Origin of the sequence: Colwellia sp. C1TZA3 (genome assembly GCF_007954265.1) — a bacterium.
In the GTDB taxonomy this organism is placed as follows: Bacteria; Pseudomonadota; Gammaproteobacteria; order Enterobacterales; family Alteromonadaceae; genus Cognaticolwellia.
This window is the reverse complement of sequence record NZ_VOLS01000007.1, coordinates 1-19,451: the sequence shown is the minus strand read 5'-3', so window position 1 is coordinate 19,451 and position 19,451 is coordinate 1. Positions and strand designations below refer to the sequence as shown.

General features: G+C 39.1%; 17 protein-coding genes and 1 pseudogene. 4 read left to right on the top strand and 14 right to left on the bottom strand.

The features are described 5' to 3' along the window. Positions 1 to 20 precede the first annotated feature (20 nt). The 3 genes from ESZ39_RS03415 to ESZ39_RS03405 all read left to right on the top strand — a co-directional run bounded on the left by ESZ39_RS03415 (position 21) and on the right by ESZ39_RS03405 (position 2,917). Entirely contained in the window at positions 21 to 1,694 is a 1,674-nt protein-coding gene (locus ESZ39_RS03415; protein ID WP_146878397.1) for a CsiV family protein, read from the top strand. 53 nt (positions 1,695 to 1,747) lie between these two features. After that, positions 1,748 to 2,038 carry a DUF1244 domain-containing protein gene (locus ESZ39_RS03410; RefSeq protein ID WP_146878396.1) on the top strand — a complete coding sequence of 97 codons (291 nt, stop codon included), beginning with the start codon at positions 1,748 to 1,750 and terminating at the stop codon, positions 2,036 to 2,038. Between the two features lie 144 nt (positions 2,039 to 2,182). Then, complete coding sequence (locus tag ESZ39_RS03405; protein WP_146878395.1) at positions 2,183 to 2,917, top strand: substrate-binding periplasmic protein; 735 nt, start codon at positions 2,183 to 2,185, stop codon at positions 2,915 to 2,917. A 14-nt stretch (positions 2,918 to 2,931) separates the two neighbouring features. On the opposite strand, the gene ESZ39_RS03400 is transcribed toward ESZ39_RS03405, so the two are convergent. The 5 genes from ESZ39_RS03400 to recA all read right to left on the bottom strand — a co-directional run bounded on the left by ESZ39_RS03400 (position 2,932) and on the right by recA (position 8,245). After that, entirely contained in the window at positions 2,932 to 3,213 is a 282-nt protein-coding gene (locus ESZ39_RS03400; RefSeq protein ID WP_146878394.1) for a hypothetical protein, read from the bottom strand. Between the two features lie 378 nt (positions 3,214 to 3,591). Next, positions 3,592 to 4,281, bottom strand: a complete 690-nt coding sequence (locus tag ESZ39_RS03395; RefSeq protein WP_146878393.1) for a pseudouridine synthase — start codon at positions 4,279 to 4,281, stop codon at positions 3,592 to 3,594. Positions 4,282 to 4,799: 518 nt separating this feature from the next. After that, entirely contained in the window at positions 4,800 to 5,258 is a 459-nt protein-coding gene (locus tag ESZ39_RS03390; RefSeq protein WP_146878392.1) for a GNAT family N-acetyltransferase, read from the bottom strand. A 117-nt stretch (positions 5,259 to 5,375) separates the two neighbouring features. Further along, a complete protein-coding gene (locus ESZ39_RS03385) occupies positions 5,376 to 6,476 on the bottom strand; it encodes an XdhC family protein (protein WP_146878391.1) in 1,101 nt (366 codons plus the stop codon). 689 nt (positions 6,477 to 7,165) lie between these two features. Further along, positions 7,166 to 8,245, bottom strand: coding sequence for a recombinase RecA (gene recA, locus ESZ39_RS03380; RefSeq protein WP_146878390.1), 1,080 nt, complete (start codon positions 8,243 to 8,245; stop codon positions 7,166 to 7,168). 343 nt (positions 8,246 to 8,588) lie between these two features. Between recA and mutS the strand changes: the two genes are divergently transcribed. Beyond that, the gene (gene mutS, locus ESZ39_RS03375; RefSeq protein ID WP_146878389.1) at positions 8,589 to 11,156 is read left to right on the top strand and encodes a DNA mismatch repair protein MutS; all 2,568 of its coding nucleotides are present in this window, start codon (positions 8,589 to 8,591) and stop codon (positions 11,154 to 11,156) included. A 1,186-nt stretch (positions 11,157 to 12,342) separates the two neighbouring features. Here mutS and rpoS read toward each other — a convergent pair. The 9 genes and pseudogenes from rpoS to ftsB form a co-directional block, all read right to left on the bottom strand. Then, a complete protein-coding gene (gene rpoS, locus ESZ39_RS03370; RefSeq protein ID WP_146878388.1) occupies positions 12,343 to 13,269 on the bottom strand; it encodes an RNA polymerase sigma factor RpoS in 927 nt (308 codons plus the stop codon). A gap of 85 nt (positions 13,270 to 13,354) precedes the next feature. Further along, positions 13,355 to 14,188, bottom strand: a complete 834-nt coding sequence (locus tag ESZ39_RS03365; RefSeq protein WP_146878387.1) for a peptidoglycan DD-metalloendopeptidase family protein — start codon at positions 14,186 to 14,188, stop codon at positions 13,355 to 13,357. 27 nt (positions 14,189 to 14,215) lie between these two features. Beyond that, the gene (locus tag ESZ39_RS03360; protein WP_146878386.1) at positions 14,216 to 14,794 is read right to left on the bottom strand and encodes a YqaA family protein; all 579 of its coding nucleotides are present in this window, start codon (positions 14,792 to 14,794) and stop codon (positions 14,216 to 14,218) included. Between the two features lie 3 nt (positions 14,795 to 14,797). Then, positions 14,798 to 15,475, bottom strand: a complete 678-nt coding sequence (locus tag ESZ39_RS03355; RefSeq protein WP_146878385.1) for a protein-L-isoaspartate(D-aspartate) O-methyltransferase — start codon at positions 15,473 to 15,475, stop codon at positions 14,798 to 14,800. Then, positions 15,472 to 16,224: a 5'/3'-nucleotidase SurE gene (gene surE / locus ESZ39_RS03350; RefSeq protein ID WP_146878384.1), complete on the bottom strand. Its 753-nt coding sequence runs from the start codon at positions 16,222 to 16,224 to the stop codon at positions 15,472 to 15,474. The genes ESZ39_RS03355 and surE overlap by 4 nt, the downstream gene beginning before the upstream one ends. A 1-nt stretch (position 16,225) precedes the next feature. After that, the gene (gene truD, locus ESZ39_RS03345) at positions 16,226 to 17,488 is read right to left on the bottom strand and encodes a tRNA pseudouridine(13) synthase TruD (protein WP_146878450.1); all 1,263 of its coding nucleotides are present in this window, start codon (positions 17,486 to 17,488) and stop codon (positions 16,226 to 16,228) included. Continuing rightward, positions 17,477 to 17,950 (bottom strand): annotated as a pseudogene (ispF, locus tag ESZ39_RS17710) (2-C-methyl-D-erythritol 2,4-cyclodiphosphate synthase); the annotation flags it as partial. The gene truD and the pseudogene ispF, both read right to left, overlap by 12 nt. Further along, positions 17,941 to 18,669, bottom strand: coding sequence for a 2-C-methyl-D-erythritol 4-phosphate cytidylyltransferase (gene ispD, locus ESZ39_RS03340; RefSeq protein WP_146878383.1), 729 nt, complete (start codon positions 18,667 to 18,669; stop codon positions 17,941 to 17,943). The pseudogene ispF and the gene ispD, both read right to left, overlap by 10 nt. Next, positions 18,669 to 18,974, bottom strand: a complete 306-nt coding sequence (gene ftsB, locus ESZ39_RS03335) for a cell division protein FtsB (protein WP_146878382.1) — start codon at positions 18,972 to 18,974, stop codon at positions 18,669 to 18,671. The genes ispD and ftsB overlap by 1 nt, the downstream gene beginning before the upstream one ends. Between the last annotated feature and the right edge of the window lie 477 nt (positions 18,975 to 19,451).

Genomic DNA, 19,451 nt, shown 5'->3' with positions numbered 1-19,451 from the left:
AACCATTAACTGGATACTGAATGAAATTAACTCAACTATTTTTATGTTCTGCCGTCTTAACATTTCCGCTAACGTTAAATGCGGCGACACAAGAAAATAATGACCGATGGTTTGATGTCGAAATTATTCTTTTTAGCCAATTAGGTGATAAAAGCCAGTTAAAAGAAAATTTTCCAGAGAGCAGTGAATTACCAAAACATCAACGCGTAGAAGATTTACTCAGCCGCTATTTAAACCCTGATATTCGCACGTTAAAACAGCGATTACCCCGTTGTGACGCACCAAATAATCTCGGGGATTTTGCGCAAAAAAAAGCCCAATTACCTGAGCTTTTCAATGAAAAATCATTAGCGCAAATATCACAATTGACGCCAGGACTTTTGGTTTTAAATCAATCTATAAATGTAGGAAAAAATAACACCGACGCCATTGATACTAGCAACAATATGACCCGGTCTTCAGCAGATAGTGACATAACTAACTCAAATACTTTTACCAACAGTAAAGGGCTAAATAGCCCTGTGCTAAACAATGAAGTTGCGAGTAGCGCTCAAATAAATAACCCTGTTATTAGTAAGACCGTCATGAATAACGCGACTATTAATAGTGATAGTGATGGCATCGGCAACAATGACAGCAATAACTTAGTGTTACCAGCCGAGTTGTCTGATGAAGAACAGGCAAAAATTCAAAGTTTAGTACTAGCGGCCGAACAAGAGTTTCAAGAGCTTAAATTTCAATATACAGCCAAGACTAAGCCAATATTATTATGCCGAATTGATGAAGCATACTTTGCTGACTATCAAGTCGAAAATCCTAACTTTGACTACCACGGTTTTTCAGTTGATAAAGTGCCATTATTGATTAATGGCCAAGAAGCTGTCGACAACAACAAAACTCATTTGCTTAGTAAAGACTCATTACAGCTTAATGATATTATCCAAGACTTAAGGTATAGCAAAAACTTTCGCCCTATGTTGCATATGGGCTGGCGACAAGTTGCTCGACCTGAAAAACAATCTGTGCCCGTAAAAGTTTATGCCGGTGAAAGTTTTTCTGCAGCTTACCAAAAACAACTGAGCCGTTTCAATGAGCAAAAAGATCAGCAAAAAGCTCAATTACTTGAAGATGCTAGTAAAGAAAGTACGGTTAGATCTTTACCAGTGCAAAACCAAGCTGAGCAATTACAACAAGCTAAACAAGCGCATATTGAGCAGATTATCGCGCAAGTAGCACAAGTAAACGAAAATACTGATGAACTATTAGCAGCACTTAACCAACAAAATTTAGCGCTAAACCTTACTCATAAAATGCCCTTAGCAACGACAGTAAAAAACCCGCCAATAGCGCCTATTCAACAATGGTTTATTGAGGGATTTTTCAATATTCATTTAAAACATTATTTATTTATCACTGCTGATTTTAATATTTTAGATAAGAGCTTAGCAGAACTCGCGACTGCAAAATTAGCGCCAACGCTAGCAACGAGTGTAAATGCTAGTGGCAACCTAAAGGTAAATGCCGACAAAAATACGTCGAAACCAATACAAGCGAAAGCTATTCGCTTTGAACAAAACCGACGTGTTATCAGCGGTGAAGTACATTATTTTGACCACCCGTATATGGGCATGATAGTGCAAATTAGACCTTATACAAAACCTGAACCTGAAACTGAACCTAAAGAAAGTCTTTAGAGACTGATTAATGGCTTCATGATATTTTTACTAATAACACTTTTGAGGATACTATGGACAAAGAAATTGAAATTCAAGCGGCAGTATTTCGTCGTTTACTCGCACATTTAGATGATCGCAAAGACGTACAAAATATAGAATTAATGAACCTTGCCGGTTTTTGTCGTAACTGTTTTTCTAAATGGACGGTTGCTGAAGCTGAAAAACTAGGTGTTGACGTTGATATTGATACCGCACGCGAACAAGTTTATGGCATGCCTTATAATGAGTGGAAAGAAAAACATCAACTCCCGGCAACAGATGAACAGCTGGCAAAATTTAACCAATTAAACCCAAAAAAATAAACTCAGCCTAAGTGGATTAATTAATTAATTATTCCACTTGTTATTTTAATCGAGCTAGTTGTTTAGACCCTTTTTACGACAATAAAAATTAGTGAGGTATTCAAACTGATCAAATCATACTTTTCTCTATTCATACTAACTGCAGTGCTGATATTAAGCTTCCCACTTGCTAGCCAGCAAATGCTTCACACCTCCTATTACAGGCAGAATGTAGCACCACAACTCTTCTTTGATGATAAAGGCCGTCCCACTAGCGGTATTCTCTTTGATATTACTCACGCCATTGCCAGTCAGTTAGACATGAAGCTTGAAATGATACCCATCCCGCGCAAAAGAATTCAGCAATCACTGATAAAAAACATTATCGATATGCAATGTGCTGCCAACCCTAAGTGGTACAAGTCAAAAGCTTTACAATGGAGTAGCGTAATTTATAACAATCCAGATATTTTGATTAATCGCCAAGGAATAACTACTTTAAGTGATTTATCTGCACATAAAAGTTTAAGAATCGGTACAGTATTAGGTTATATTTACCCAGAACTAACCACCTACATCAACAATAAAAATATCTTGCTTGTTACTAGCATGACTCCTGCCGACAGCTATAAACAATACCGTAAAAACAGCGTCTCTGGTTTTGTCAGTGCATCAATTGAAGCCTCCTACTTTTTTAAAAAAATGGAAGATTCAGTTATACAGATGAATAACAATGATATACATTGTGTTTTTTCTCCTAGCATGAGAAAAAAAACCATAAAAAATATCAATACTGTCATTGATAGCTTAAAAGCTTCAGGTGAAATTGAAACAATATTAGCAAAATATAGCCGCGTGCCTGATGCAAACTTTCGAATGACTGACGTCATTGCAGAGTAATATACTTTATGCAGTTAAATTTTCACACTAATATCAGACGCATTAGCCCTACGATCGTTTCGGTCGCGAGATTCTAACCAACGCCCTCTGTTCATTTCTTGCTCCCTACGATCGTCACCAGTGCGGCGCTCAGTTTCAACTATTGTTTGTGAGCTCGTTTTAACTTCAGCCTGCTCAGTCGGTAAATTAGGCAAGTTTTTTGTCTGCTGGTATCCTTGTTTCTGACGACTATCTTTTACCGAGGGTTCTACTTTGGCGGTAAAACTGCCCGGCAATAAATCTACTAAAACATCCATCGCTGTTCTCACTCCTCTCTTAAATAGCGCTTACAACTCTTTGGTTAATTAATCGGCAGTTTGCGCTAAAAGTTTAATCATTTTTAACAGGCGACAGATGATTTCTGAGTTTTAAAAATAATAAAACCATTGTGAAATTGTAGAAGTCACTGTTACTAAAAAGTTATTTATAATATTTAGCCTACAGAGTTATTTTAAAATAGGCAGAAAAAAGCAGTAATGGGAAGTCGCTTGATGGGTAATTGATGGGTAATCGCTAGCTATTGCGATTAAAAGCAAGGGTGCCATTGTTATTCTTGTTCTTGCTAATCCGCTAGGGTAAGAAATATTTATTCGAATGGCGAATGGGTATCACCTGCGCTAACTAAAGCTAAGCATTTATAGAAAAGCACTGACTTCTTCGGTGTTTAAATAACGCCACTCACCTAACGCTAAATCAGCCAGTTTTACTGGGCCTATTTGCTCGCGATGCAAACCAACAACCTGATTACCAACCGCGGCAAACATGCGCTTAACTTGATGATATTTACCTTCGGTTATGGTTAACAAGACTTCTTTTTCGGCAACTTGCTCTAACTTCGCAGGACGAGTTAAATCGTCTTCACCTTGCAACTGTACGCCATGAGTAAACTTTTCAGCCGTAGTCGTCTTTAGCGGGTCACGTAACCGCACCCGATAAACTTTTTCGCATTGTTTCTTCGGTGAAATAATATTATGTGACCAACCACCATCATCAGTAATTAGCACTAGCCCTGTAGTGTCAGCGTCTAAGCGGCCAGCAATGTGCATATCAAAGGCTTTATCAACAGCAATTAAATGTAATAACGACGGATAAATTTCATCAACATTAGAGCAAATGGTAGCAAGGGGTTTATGCAAAATAATATAGCGAAAGCTACGGGCAGTGAGTGCTTCACCTTCAATACAAATATCACTATTGTCATGCACTTGTGTCGCAGGGTCTTTAGTCACCAGATCATTGACCGTTACTTTGCTCATTTTGAGCAGTTTCTTAGCTTCAGTACGGGTAAGTTCAGTGCTTTTGCAAATAAATTTGTCGAGACGCATAGTCAGTAATGTCGCTAAAAAGTAATGGAATAAAGGCGCCGCTATTATCGCTATTTAAACGTTTTTAGCAAGGCTAGCGTATACCGGTATTACAAAAAAATTCATTATCATTAGCTTGGATTGGATAATATAAAACGATGCACAAAACACCTACATATTGAGTTACTAAGTACCCAACAATTAAACTGACTAAGTTTTACCTAGCGCTATTTATACCAATTTTATTAATGAAATGATCACCTTTTTCATGAGGAAAAATGGATAAATACAAGGCATAAAATTTAGTCAGTAGTTATTCATTTTAACCATTAAAAATAAGCAGGTAATTAATCAACTTGATATTATACCAATCCCATTAAGTTATTGCTCACTTGTACTAGTTAAAATAGCTCAAGGCTGTGTTGCTCTCAATCCCAATAGCCAGCTATTGCTCAATCGAGCGCCTTACCTTGAGTTATTTTTCCTGCGCACAACAAGATCACAAACTTAATGGAACTAGTATTATATGTCAAATACAGCTAGTCACTAATCATATATAAGCAATCTTTCAAGGTTATTTTTTCAGGGTAGCATGCAAAAGTAAATCCACTTTTTTGATAGATTTTAATTGCACTGGCATTATTTTCCACAACAAATAATGAGCATGAATTGGTGTTTAAATCAGCTCTTCCTCTAACCGTTAATTGCTGAATTAAATGCGCCGCAATACCCTGATCACGAAAGCTAGGGTTAATCACCGGCCTGCAAAGGCGGCACTTACTCAATCTGAGATAATATTGTCCAAATCCTAACAACCCTACTTGCGCAGAAAGTAAGGCAAATAACGGCAAATACTCTAATTTCAAATCACTCTTAAAAGTATTCAAGTCAAATGGCAAGATAAAATTATTTCCTGACCAAAGACTTAGTGCTGCTTCGGTCGAAAACCACGACATCAATTCAGTTAAGCTTTCATCCGATGGTTGAGATAAGTACATATTCACCTTAAGCCATGCGACAGGGAAATTGCCTATCAGTACTAGCGTAGCCTGAATAAATTAACCATTAAACCTTGATATAAGGCCGATACAAAATAAGCTTAAGTATTGATAAGCTTAAGTATTGATAAATTTACCTGACAAGGCTAAACCACTGCGATGGTGCAAAACACTGTGACATTGCGCTAAAATAGACAAGGCAATTGACTCGGGCAACTCACCCCCAATGTCGAGGCCAACAGGGCCATTAACATGACGCATTAACCACGCTCTGTCTTCAATATTAGCTAGTGTTTCAACATTACCTCTGCGTTCAGTCGGGCCTAATAAACCAATATATTTTGCAATGTTATTTTCATGCAGCAAACTTAACCAAGCAGCGTCCAAGTTCAAATTATGTGTCATCAGCACGGCGGCATCAAGTTGGCGAAATTGCCTTATTTGAGTAAAGTCGTTGGGATGAATTCTAAAAATTTCTGAGGCCTGCTTAAAGTTGCTGCTGCGCGCATAGCTAGAGCGATGATCAACAAGAGTTACTCGCCAGCCCATCTGCGCGGCCATTGAAACTAAAGGAATAGCATCTGAACCACCACCAAAAATCCATAAATTAGTAGGTGCAGATATTTTGGTTATCGACACTTGGTCTTGATCTATGGTGATATTACTGTGCGCTGTATCTTGTTTTACCATCTGCATTAGGGCATTATGTTTAACGCTTTCTTGCCCCTGAGCTGATGTTATTAATAACTGGCCAGCATGATCAAACAAACTGATGCTGTTTAACGCCTGTTGTGTTGAATCCTCAGTTAAAAATGTTTGTTGTAAATAGCTTGCTTCCCCCTCTTCCATGCGCTTAAAAAGTTGCGCAAATAAGGCTTGATGTGCGGTGGTGACATATTGTAATAATACGCCTATTTTACCTTTGCACCCTACGCCTAGCTCTGCTGCATAACCGTCTTCTTCTAGCATATCGTATACAACGTAATGAGCTTGCTTGCTGTCGAATACTTTTTTCGCGTGCAAAACAATATTGGCTTCTAAACAGCCGCCACTGACTAAACCAAGAGATTGTCCCAAACTATTAACTAGCATAATAGCGCCTGGTGAGCGGTAACTTGAGCCTGCTTTATTCACTATAGTGGCAATTACCCACTCAAGTTTTTCGCTATGATTTAAGTAATGTTCAAGCAGAGAGTAATGGGAGTGATTGTTTAGCAATGGTAAACCTTAAAGTTATTGAGAACTGGGCACGGGTCTTTAATTTATTATAACAAGTTAGGTAAACTTAAAAAACGTCGAATTTGTATCTTGTTAATAAGTGCATCTGTCAAAATGGTATATTTTAACATCGACTGACATAGAGATGCTGATGTCGTGCAGCCATATTATTAGATTGAAATATGTCACTCGAGTAGTGCTAGCGCAATTAATACCAATCGCACTAATTACCTGATCATTTCACCTGGTTAAAACAACCCACGACTGCGTTATTTATTTAATAATTATCGCTGCATGGATGCAGCTTATTAGACAATGCAGGCGCCTATTGTCCTGAACAACGAGTGATTAAAATAAATGGCTTATACTTGGTCGTTTTTCCGGCATATAAAGTAGACCGCCTAATTAATGAAATTGATATAATACCAATCCCATTAAGTTATTACTCACTTGTACTAGTTAAAATAGCTCAAGGCTGTGTTGCTCTCAATCCCAATAGCCAGCTATTGCTCAATCGAGCGCCTTACCTTGAGTTATTTTTCCTGCGCACAACAAGATCACAAACTTAATGGAACTGGTATAACAAATGGCGAGGAACGGCGATTGTATGATCATATATCGCTTTTTTGTAATTAACAAAAAAGCCACTTTGCAGTGGCTTTTTCATTAAAAGTAAAACTCGCTAATAATTATTTAGCTAGTGCTTCAGCAGCTTTAGTTGTTTTGGCTGTTTTAGTTGTTTCAGTCGCTTTACTTGTTTCCGCCGTTTCAGGCAGTGTATTTTTTGATAACAGCGCTTCACGTAAACGTGTATCTATTTCTTTTGCTATTTTAGGATTTTCTTTCAAATATTTAGCCGCATTTGCTTTACCTTGGCCAATTTTATCGCCTTTATAGCTATACCAAGCGCCGGCTTTTTCTACCATTTCATTTTTAACACCAAGGTCAACTAACTCACCTAAGCTATTAATACCTTCACCATATAAAATTTGAAATTCAGCTTGCTTGAAAGGCGGCGCTATTTTATTTTTGACCACTTTAACACGCGTTTCGTTACCAATAATTTCATCACCGTTTTTAACGGCGCCAATACGGCGTATATCTAAACGCACAGAAGCATAGAACTTTAAGGCATTACCACCTGTAGTGGTTTCTGGAGAGCCAAACATGACACCAATTTTCATACGAATTTGGTTAATAAAAATAATCATGGTGTTTGATTTTTTCAAATTACCGGTTAATTTACGCATGGCTTGCGACAACATACGCGCTTGTAAGCCCATGTGTGAATCACCCATATCACCTTCAATCTCAGCTTTTGGCGTCAACGCAGCCACCGAGTCGACCACAATAAGGTCAATAGCACCTGAACGAGTTAACATGTCACAAATTTCAAGCGCTTGCTCACCTGTATCGGGTTGAGAAACCAATAATTCGTTAATATCTACACCCAATTTTGCGGCATAAACAGGGTCAAGTGCATGCTCAGCATCAACAAACGCACAAATTTTACCATTACGCTGTGCTTCAGCAATAACTTCCAGTGTCAGCGTTGTTTTACCACTTGACTCTGGACCATAAATTTCAACAACACGACCTAGAGGTAAGCCGCCAGCACCTAAAGCAATATCTAATCCTAATGAACCGGTAGAAATTGTTTCAACGTCCATGGTGTTATTGTCACCTAACTTCATGATAGAACCTTTACCAAATTGACGTTCGATTTGGCTTAGGGCAGCTGATAATGCTTTTTCTTTGTTATCGTCCATTTATTACTCCACGAGAGGTTTAGGTGCTTAATTCGTTTTGATGACACAAAGTATACTGTATAGTCGTACAGTATCAAGGTTTTTATTAACTTATTTTATTTACATGCAAAAATAAAATAACCAATAGATATTAACCATTGAAAAATATATACTTTATTAACATCAGTAACTTTATAAAAATTTAAGTAAAAAAGTTACTAATGTACTTTTCAGATGTTATACAGCTGTTTTTATATGATGAGCTTACTCATGACTTTTCTCAAAAATAGAAAGGTTTGATCGCCTGCCTTATGGCATAATCTACGCCCTTAATACCTTCATCAATTTTAGTTATGGCAGTTCAATGACAACAATAACCAAAGACCTTTCTTCTCACACCCCGATGATGCGTCAGTACCTGACTATTAAAGCGGAATTTCCTAATATTTTAATTTTTTATCGTATGGGGGATTTTTACGAACTATTTTTTGATGATGCTAAAAAAGCATCTGATTTGCTCGATATATCATTAACCGCACGTGGTAAAACTGGTGGTAATGCTATCCCAATGGCTGGCGTGCCTTATCATGCGGTGGAAGGCTATTTAGCTAAGTTAGTCAAATTAGGCGAGTCAGTCGCAATTTGTGAACAAATTGGCGATCCAGCGACTAGCAAAGGTCCGGTAGAGCGAAAGGTTGTGCGTGTGGTTACGCCTGGCACAGTGAGTGATGAAGCACTGCTTAGTGACCGACAAGACAATTTAATTGTTGCCGTTCATCAGACACTACAAGGCTTTGGCCTCGCTTATTTAGATATGACTAGTGGCCGTTTTGTGCTGGTTGAGCCTAAGACTGAAGAACAAGTTCAAGCCGAGTTACAGCGTTTATCACCGGCAGAATTGTTATATCCCGAATCATTAGTTGCCACTACTATTATTGCCGGCCGCAAAGGTTTGCGTCGACGCCCAGATTGGGAGTTTGATTTAGACACTAGTAAAACTTTACTCAATAAACAATTTGGTACTCAGTCATTATCAGGCTTCGGTGTTGAAGATAAACCTTTAGGTATCGCGGCGGCAGGTTGTTTATTTCAATATGTTAAGGATAGTCAGCGTACCGCACTGCCACATATTAGAGCCATTATTGGGGAGAGCTCGTCAACTGCTGTTATTCTTGATGCCGCCACTCGCCGTAATTTGGAACTCACCCAAAATCTGCAAGGTGGCAATGAAAATACCCTAGCTGCAATTCTTGATAAAGCCGCTACGCCCATGGGTTCAAGATTACTTAAGCGTTGGTTACATTTTCCACTGCGCGAACTAAATACCTTAAATAATCGTCAAAATACGATTGAAGAAATATTACAGCAAGACTTACCCTTTGAACTTAACGCTAACTTAAAGCAGTTTGGTGATATTGAACGTATTGTTTCTCGTGTTGCCTTGCGATCAGCTCGGCCACGTGATTTTGCCCGTTTACGCAATGCTTTAATGCATTTACCTGATTTACAAACGCTTATGGCTAGCTGCACTCAACTGCACATAGCCGAATTGGTTAAACAATGTCAGCCTATACCGGCTACACAGGCACTATTAGAAAGGGCTATTGTTGAAAATCCACCGGTATTAATCCGTGACGGCGGTGTTATCGCTCCAGGTTATAACGACGAATTAGATGTGCTGCGAGATTTAAGTGATGGTGCAACCGAGTTTTTAGCGCAACTAGAAGCACGCGAAAAAGAGCGTACTGGTATTCAATCACTCAAAGTTGGTTATAACAGAGTTCATGGTTTCTATATAGAGATGAGTCGCACTTCAGCCGTTGATGTGCCTGATGATTATATTCGCCGACAAACCTTAAAAAATAACGAGCGCTTTATTACTAACGAATTAAAACAACATGAAGAAAAAGTGTTATCGGCACAAAGTAAGTTTCTCGCCCTTGAAAAGCGCTTGTATGACGCGTTGTTTGATCAAATATTGCCTGAGTTAGAAAAATTGCAACTACTCGCACAATCGCTAGCTGAAATAGATGTGTTAAATACTTTTGCTGAACGCGCTGAAAGCTTAAATTATGTCAAGCCTGTGCTACAAGAAGCCAGCGGTATTAATATCGACGCTGGGCGTCATGCAGTTGTCGAACAAATGACCGCTGAGCCATTTATTGCTAATCCGGTAGTGCTAAACAGTAGCCGAGAAATGTTGATTATTACTGGCCCTAACATGGGGGGTAAATCTACCTATATGCGCCAAACAGCGTTAATTGTATTACTGGCACATATTGGCTGTTATGTACCAGCAAGTGCTGCCCAAATAGGCATGGTAGATAGAATTTTTACTCGTATTGGTGCTTCTGATGATTTAGCCAGTGGCCGTTCAACTTTTATGGTAGAAATGACAGAAACCGCTAACATTTTGCATAATGCCACTAATAAAAGTTTAGTCTTATTAGATGAAATTGGTCGTGGCACTAGCACCTATGACGGTTTATCACTGGCTTGGGCCTGTGCTGAAATGCTAGCGATAAAAACCAAAGCTTTCACACTTTTTGCCAGTCATTATTTTGAGTTAACCTTACTAGCTGAACAAATAGATACTTTAGCCAATGTCCATCTAGACGCCGTTGAACATGGTGACAGCATTGTCTTTATGCACACAGTGCAAGAAGGGGCGGCAAGTAAAAGTTTTGGTTTACAGGTAGCGCAACTTGCTGGCGTACCCAAAAGTGTTATTCAGCGGGCAAAACAGCGCTTAGCTGAGCTTGAAAATATGCAAGCACCTTCGGTGATGAGTGCTGTTCCGCAAGCTTTTGAACAACTGTCTTTAATCGATAGTCAACACCCTGTTGTTGAAGAGCTAAGCGCCATAGAGGTAAATGACTTAAGCCCTAAAATGGCCTTAGATTTGTTATATAAATTAAAAGAATTAATTTAAAATAGGTTAGGATATTTTAAATTAGCATACCTTTGCAGCGAACAGTGATTAAAGTACAGGTTGACTTTAATCACTGTTCGCTAACAACATCAATATGGCCTAAAAAAGCGATTACCCAACCTACTTCACCCGTGGCAATATGTAATACCAGTTCCATTAAGTTTGTGATCTTGTTGTGCGCAGGAAAAATAACTCAAGGTAAGGCGCTCAATTGAGCAATAGCTGGCTATTGGGAGTGAGAGCAACACAGCCTTGAGTTATTTTAACTAGTACAAGTGAGCAATAACTTAATGTAATTGGTATAATACCAGTTCCATTAAGTTTGTGATCTTGTTGTGCGCAGGAAAAATAACTCAAGGTAAGGCGCACGATTGAGCAATAGCTGGCTATTGGGAGTGAGAGCAACACAGCCTTGAGCTATTTTAACTAGTACAAGTGAGCAATAACTTAATGGGATTGGTATAAGTTCAAGGTTGGACTTTAAGCCATCAAGTTAAATGAAATTTAACCGTTTTCGGCAAGATTCTTTCCAAAAATATAATACACCGCGGCAAATTTTTGTTTACCCATTCGGTTAATCGCTTGCTAAACGGTTGACGGACTGAAGTCCGACCTACAAAAAATCACTGCTGAAAATGTTTTTTCCCATTAGATTAATCGCTCGCTAAACAGCTGACTTCCTGATGCAATGGCTTGGGCAGGTACATTATACCAGTTCAATTAAGTTTGTGATCTTGTTGTGCGCAGGAAAAATAATTCAAGGTAAGGCGCTCGATTGAGCAATAGCTGGCTATTGGGAGTGAGAGCAACACAGCATTGAGCTATTTTAACTAGTACAAGTGAGCAATAACTTAATGGGATTGGTATAATACCAAATTGATTAATTATCTACTCATTTTTAATGGTTAAAATAAAAAAATACAGCGTTTAAAGTTTATAAGGTGAATAATACCAAGTTGATTAATTACCTGCTCATTTTTAATGGTTAAAATGAATAACTACAGCGTTATAAAATTTATAAGTAGAATAACTACTGACTAAATTTTATGCCTTGTATTTCTTCATTTTTCTTCATAAAAAAGGTGACCACTTAATTAATCAAATTGGTATTACTCATAAAATGTAGAGCTAAAAAAACCAGCAATCACTGGTTTTTAGTTTATTCACTGAATGTAAGCCTATCGCACTATACTTGAAATAGTGCTTCAATCGATAAGTCTTGCTGGCTTAAGATATCACGCAGACGCTTCAATGCTTCAACTTGAATTTGACGAACACGTTCACGTGTTAAGCCTATTTCGACACCTACATCTTCTAATGTCGCCGCTTCATAGCCTAACAAGCCAAATCTTCTTGCCAGCACTTCTCGTTGCTTAGAATTAAGTTCATTTAGCCAATCTACAATGTTATGTTTAATATCATTGGTTTGTAATTTTGTTTCCGGACTACCACCTTTTTCATCCGGAATAACATCTAATAAAACTTTTTCACCTTCACCGCCAAATGGCGAATCAACTGAAGCAATACGTTCGTTCAAGCGCAACATTTTACTGACACTTTCTACGGGTACATCCAGTTCAAAAGCAATATCTTCAGCCGTTGGCTCATGATCAAGCTTTTGCACTAACTCACGGGCTGTACGTAAATAAATATTAAGCTCTTTAACCACATGAATAGGTAATCGAATAGTGCGAGTTTGGTTCATGATGGCACGTTCAATGGTTTGTCGAATCCACCAAGTGGCATAGGTGGAAAATCTAAAGCCACGTTCCGGATCGAATTTTTCAACAGCGCGTATTAGGCCTAGGTTGCCTTCTTCAATTAAATCTAATAAAGGTAAACCACGATTGTTATAACGGCGAGCAATTTTTACCACTAAACGAAGGTTACTTTCTATCATACGTTTGCGAGAGCGTTCATCACCTTTTAAGGCAAGGCGAGAGAAATAGACTTCTTCTTCAGCGGTTAATAACGGTGAAAATCCTATTTCACTTAGGTATATTTGTGTTGCATCTAAATTAGACGGGCTTTCTTCAGGCATTTCTGCCTCAGTGCTTTTTGGCTTTTCTTTCACTGCAAGATCAGAACATTCTATATTTTTTTTTATGCCCATGTTATATCTCCCTATTTAGCATTAGCTAAATCTACTGACTAATTATTCACATTAACCTCAAGTTATTATTGGTAAATTTTTATTATTATTTCGGCAAATACTTCATAGGATTAACTGATTTTCCGCGAAAGCGAACTTCAAAATGAAGCATGACTCTTTCAGCGTCAGTATCACCCATTTTGGCAATCACTTGACCGGCTTTTACAACTTGCTGTTCTTTGACTAGAATGCGATCGTTATGGGCATAAGCGCTGAGATAATCTTCGTTATGTTTAACGATGACTAACTTGCCGTATCCTTGTAGCGCATCACCGGCATAAACTACCTTACCGTTTGCAGTTGCTTTTACCGAATCACCGTGCCGCCCCGCAATGTCGATTCCTTTATTTCCTTGCTTTGCGCTGGAAAACTTATGAATAACTCTTCCTTTCGCAGGCCACTGCCACTTGCTAATTTTTTGTGAAAAGGCCGTGTGTTGCTGAACTTTTTTGCTGCTTTTTTGATCAGCTACATTTTTACCATACTCCTGCTTTTTCTTCTGTGCAATAGGTTTTTTTATAACTTTTTGTTTTGAAGTATTAAAGCCTTTGCTTTTATAATTCTTTAACTTAGCATTAAATTTACTTTTTGTTAACATTAATTTTTGTTGTGGATAAATATTGTATGGCGCTTTAATATTGTTGATATTTGCTAAGGTACGGATATCAATATCTGCACGCCATGCTATTGAGTATAACGTTTCACCTTTTTTGACTATGTATTCGCTACCACTAACGCTGTTCTTGAGTCTTTGACTAAGAGGAAGAGAGCCTTGCACATCTACAACAGGAGCAGGTTTATTACGACTCGAACAGCCGTTTAGTGCTAATATTATTATTAGCACTAGTAGGTTATTAGCGCTGAATAATTCACCTTGCATCCGTTTTGTCATAACAAAAAAACGTCCTTATCGTGTCGCAATATAAGCAATAATAATAACGCTAACAACCGACCAACCTAGGACATCAACCCATTGTCTAATTTTTTGTTCCATCGGTGCTCCGCCCCAACGAATAACACCTGCTACCATGAAAAATCGCATGCCACGACCAATCGCTGACGCGAATAAAAACGGTAAAAAAGCCATATTTAAAAAGCCAGCACTCACGGTAAATAACTTATAGGGGATCGGAGAAAAACCAGCAATGAATACTACCCATACACCCCACTCACTAAACCATAACATGGCTTTATCAAAACGCGCCTGATAACCAAATTCAGTAATTAAGGGTTGGATCCAAGGTTCAAACATCAAATAACCCAAGCCGTAACCGACCATACCGCCGAGCACTGAAGCTATGGTCGTTATCGTGGCAAAGCGCCAGGCTTTATCACGCTGAGCCAGTACCATCGGTGCTAATAAAACATCTGGTGGAATGGGGAAAAACACTGACTCGGCAAAGGTTAGTACCGCTAAGATTCTAGGGGCAAACTTATGCTCAGCCCATTTAAGTGTCCATTGATATAATGCAGAAAATATTTTCACAAACTATCCTAAAGCGCCAGGTACAAGAGGAACAAAACGAACAGCTTCAATTTGCTGCTCTTTATATTCATCACCATGACGGGTAATTAATTTTAAAATTTGGTTTTGTTGACCAACCGGAATGATTAAGCGGCCACCATCAGCTAGCTGGGCTAATAATGCCGCAGGCACCTCGTTAGGTGCAGCGGTAACTATAATGGCTTGAAATGGGGCTTTATTGTGCCAGCCTTGCCAACCATCACCATGTTTCATGGCAACATTATGCAAATCCATCGTGCGCAATCTTCGTTTAGCTTGCCATTGCAACGACTTAATACGTTCAACAGTAAATACCTTGGGTGATAACTGCGCCAATATCGAGGTTTGATAACCTGAGCCCGTACCTATTTCAAGAATACTGTCTGGCACACCATCAGCCAGCAGAAGTTCTGACATTTTTGCCACAATATAGGGTTGTGATATGGTTTGCCCTTGGCCAATCGGTAGCGCCGTATTGTCATAGGCTTTATGTGCTAAAATCTCGGGTACAAAAATATGCCGAGGTGAGCGGGCAATAGCCTGGAGCACTTGTTGGTTTTTGATGCCTTCAAGTAATAATTTTTGCGCCAATAATGCTCCACTTCGACTCGACTTCCCACCGATATTACTGCCGAGTCTGGGATTGATATTAGTTGGTCTCATAGTGAAAGTTCATTAATCCATTCGGTCATTTTTGCCAGACTTTTATAAGCAGTCATATCTATGGTTAACGGGGTAATTGATGCATAATCATTAGCGATGGCATGAAAATCAGTACCGACGCCAGCATCAAGTTCTTTTCCTAATGGGCCATACCAATAAATATCACGTTGCCAAGGGTCCTGTACTTTTTTCATAGTTTCCGCTTTATGGCGGTTACCTAAACGTGTTACTTGAATACCTTTCAATTGCTCTAGCGGTACATCGGGGACATTGATATTAATAATTTGATCACTTGGCAATGGGTGTAATTGCAAACGCTCAATAAACTTGGCAGTAACAACAGCGGCGGTTTGAAAATGTTTAGGGTCTGAAGACACTAGCGACACCGCGATTGCAGGCATACCTAAATGGCGCCCTTCTGTGGCCGCCGCTACCGTGCCAGAATAGATGGTATCGTCACCTAAATTAGCCCCGTGATTAATACCTGCCACTACTAGATCAGGTTTTGGCTGCATTAATTGAGCGGCACCTAAATGCACCGCATCAGTGGGTGTACCATTAACAGCAATAAAGCCATTTTCTAGTGCTTGCGCTCGGAGTGGATTCAATAGTGTTAACGAATTGCTTGCGCCGCTACAATTTCTATCTGGCGCGACTACGGTAACATCAAATATTTTGGCTAATTCGTCAAAAAGCACTTTAATGCCATCAGCATGAACACCGTCATCATTACTCAGTAATATTCTCATGTTAGCTTTTTAACTCCGTATTGTTATCTATTGCGTTAGTCTGGGTTTTAGTTGCAGCAGTTGTGTGCCTAGCTGCACTGACATCAACGCGCTCAGTCATATCTTTATAGTCGATTAATTCACGCATAATGGTGGTGGCATAAGCGCCTGATGGCAAGAAAAATGACAAGGTGACAACATCGTTATCTACGCTAATATTAGTGTCTTTAATCGTTAAGCGAATACGTCGACGTTCTTGCTTTAAACCAAAGCGCGGTAAACCCTCGCAAAATGCTGGCTGGCCATCGGCAATACTTTGCTCAAAAGTACGCGCATCACCGGTGGTCATTAATTCGCCCGCACCCCACATAGATGCGGTAATATCTAGATCATGTTCAAGTAGTCGTGTTTGTAGGCTTTCATCGATAACATCAGGAAGAAATACCGACTGTGTTCCCGCTAACATCAAGACGTCACCATTCATTAGACTGTCAAATGTTTGTTGCTTGATACGTTGGCCAATAAGTTGATTAAAAATAAATGAACGTGCAGCCGATAAATACATACCACGTTTTTTCTTGTCTTTAACTTTTTGACCAGCGAATAAATCTAAGGCTTTTTCAATATTACCGCCATTAATACCAAAACGCTGTTCACCAAAATAATTTGGCACACCAAAATTAGTCACTACATGCCAACGTCTTATTAGCTCGTCAATTTCTGTCACGTCACGTAAGGTAATTTCAAAACGATTGCCGTCTAAACCGCCAATACGCAGTTTTTTGTTATGGCGTTTATAAGTTAAAACCTCAACACCTTCAATGTTTAAGTCACTTAAGTCATAGCTTTGCTTACCAGGAACATGCACGCCAAACCATTGCTCTGTCACGGCAAAGCGATCTTTTAAACCAGCATAAGAAACTAAGGATTCATTGACCGAAAAATATTGCGCTAATTGCTTGGCAACAAAGGCGGTATTGGCACCAATTTTTCGAAGGTGAATAAAGAGGTGTTCACCTTCACCACAAGGTTGAAAAGGTAATTGTTCAAAAACTTTAAAGTCTGACCTATGTCGGCGTAACAAACCGGTCGATTTTGGCTTGCCATATAAATAGGATAATTCAGGCAAGGGAGATTGGCTTGGCTCAGGTGCTTTCTGAACACTTTGAACAGCTAACTCTGGTGCTTTCACTTCACCTTGATTAGTCGGCTCTGGTATTTTCACTTGGTCTTGCTTAATCGGCTCTGCAACTATATTTAAGTTACTGTTAGGCTCAGTTTTCATTAATAGTACAACGGCATGTACGTTAATGCCTTCTTTGCGACCCACATAGCCTAACTTTTCAGTGGTGGTTGCTTTAACATTGACTTGTTCAATATCCGCTTGTAAATCTTGTGCTAAACATCTTCGCATCGCTAAAAGGTGCGGTGCTATTTTTGGTGCTTGCGCACATACAGTAATATCGGCATTGCCTAAGCCGTAGCCTTTTTCTTGCATTAAGCCAACCACATGGCGCAATAAAATACGGCTCGATATATTCTTGTATTGACCATCAGTATCGGGGAAATGGTTACCAATATCGGCTAAGCATAATGCCCCTAAAATGGCATCACATAAGGCATGAATAGCTACATCACCATCAGAATGAGCAATAAAGCCAAACTCATAAGGAATAGCAACACCTGCTAAAACTAATGGCCCTGCACCACCAAATTGATGAACATCAAAACCGTGACCTATTCGCATATTTCCTCTGCTTGTAAATTATTTTTTTGTTGGTTAAGGATAAATTCAGCTAAAAACAAATCTTCTGGCTGAGTAATTTTTATATTGTCACTGCTGCCATTGACTAAGCCGCTTGCAAAACCCGATGCTTCCATCGCTGATGATTCATCGGTAATACTTATTTCTTTCGCTAATGCTGCGGTAATAGCTGAGGTTAGTTCAAGCGTTTTATACATTTGTGGGGTCAGCGCATGCCACAGTTGACTGCGATCTAAGGTGGTTGCTACTAATTGCTCCGTATTCGCATGCTTCATGGTATCGCGAACAGGGCTTGCTAATAAGCCACCATGATCGTTTTTAAGACAGTAATTAATTAAGCGGGTTAAATCTTGATGTCGAACACAAGGTCTTGCTGCATCATGCACCAACACCCATTGTTCTTGGCTCGCATGTAAATGTTTTAAACCGGCAAGTACCGAATCAACACGCTCTTTACCGCCGGTGACACAGGTAATGTTTTTATGATCAACTAAGCTAGTACTAGGAAAGTATTCATCATTTTCACCTAAGACAATAATGACATGAGAAATTGCCTTATGGCTGAGTAAACGCTGAATGGTATGTTCTAAAATAGTTATATTTTCAATAGTTAAATATTGTTTTGGACAAGACGAACGCATGCGTTTACCGACACCTGCAGCGGGCACTACTACAGTAAAATGCCCTAATAAGTTACTCATTATCGCAATCGTTCCTTCTTGTTGGCATCGTCATCATTAGGAATAACGCGAAAAAATGTCTCGCCCTGTTTGATCATACCTAATTCATGGCGTGCACGTTCTTCAATCGCTTCGGTGCCCGATTTTAAATCATCAGTATCAGCATAAAGTAATTTGTTACGTTGCTTTAGCTTATTGTTATTGACTAACTGTCGAGTCACTTCTTCTTCTAATGCTAGATAATCAGGCACACTGTTTTTACCAAACCAAAGTCGGTATTGCAAAAGTACCAGAAAAAGTAGTAAAACTGCCGTAATCAGCCGCATAAAGTATTTAAAGTCGGTTTCGAAGATATAATATTGATACGCTATTATAAATGCGTACCGTCTGCTGTAAACAGCCAACAAGATTTAAAATCAATTGTCAGGCAAATTTACCCTAGGTTGTTTGAAATTACGCCAATTAATGCTGCAAGATAATAATAATTCTCACAATGAAGGCATTATCGGCTGCAATTTTTGATTATTTTCCCAACGATGCCCAGCGCATGCTGCGATCATTACTTTTTTAGTTGGTCTAAGTAAATTAACTTTATGAAAGTTAGCGTCGCTCTCTGCTTTACTCGCTATATCACTGTTAATAACACTCTCAGTAGCACTCTCAGCGGCACTCTCAGTAATACCAATCCCATTAAGTTATTGCTCACTTGTACTAGTTAAAATAGCTCAAGGCTGTGTTGCTCTCAATCCCAATAGCCAGCTATTGCTCAATCGAGCGCCTTACCTTGAATTATTTTTCCTGCG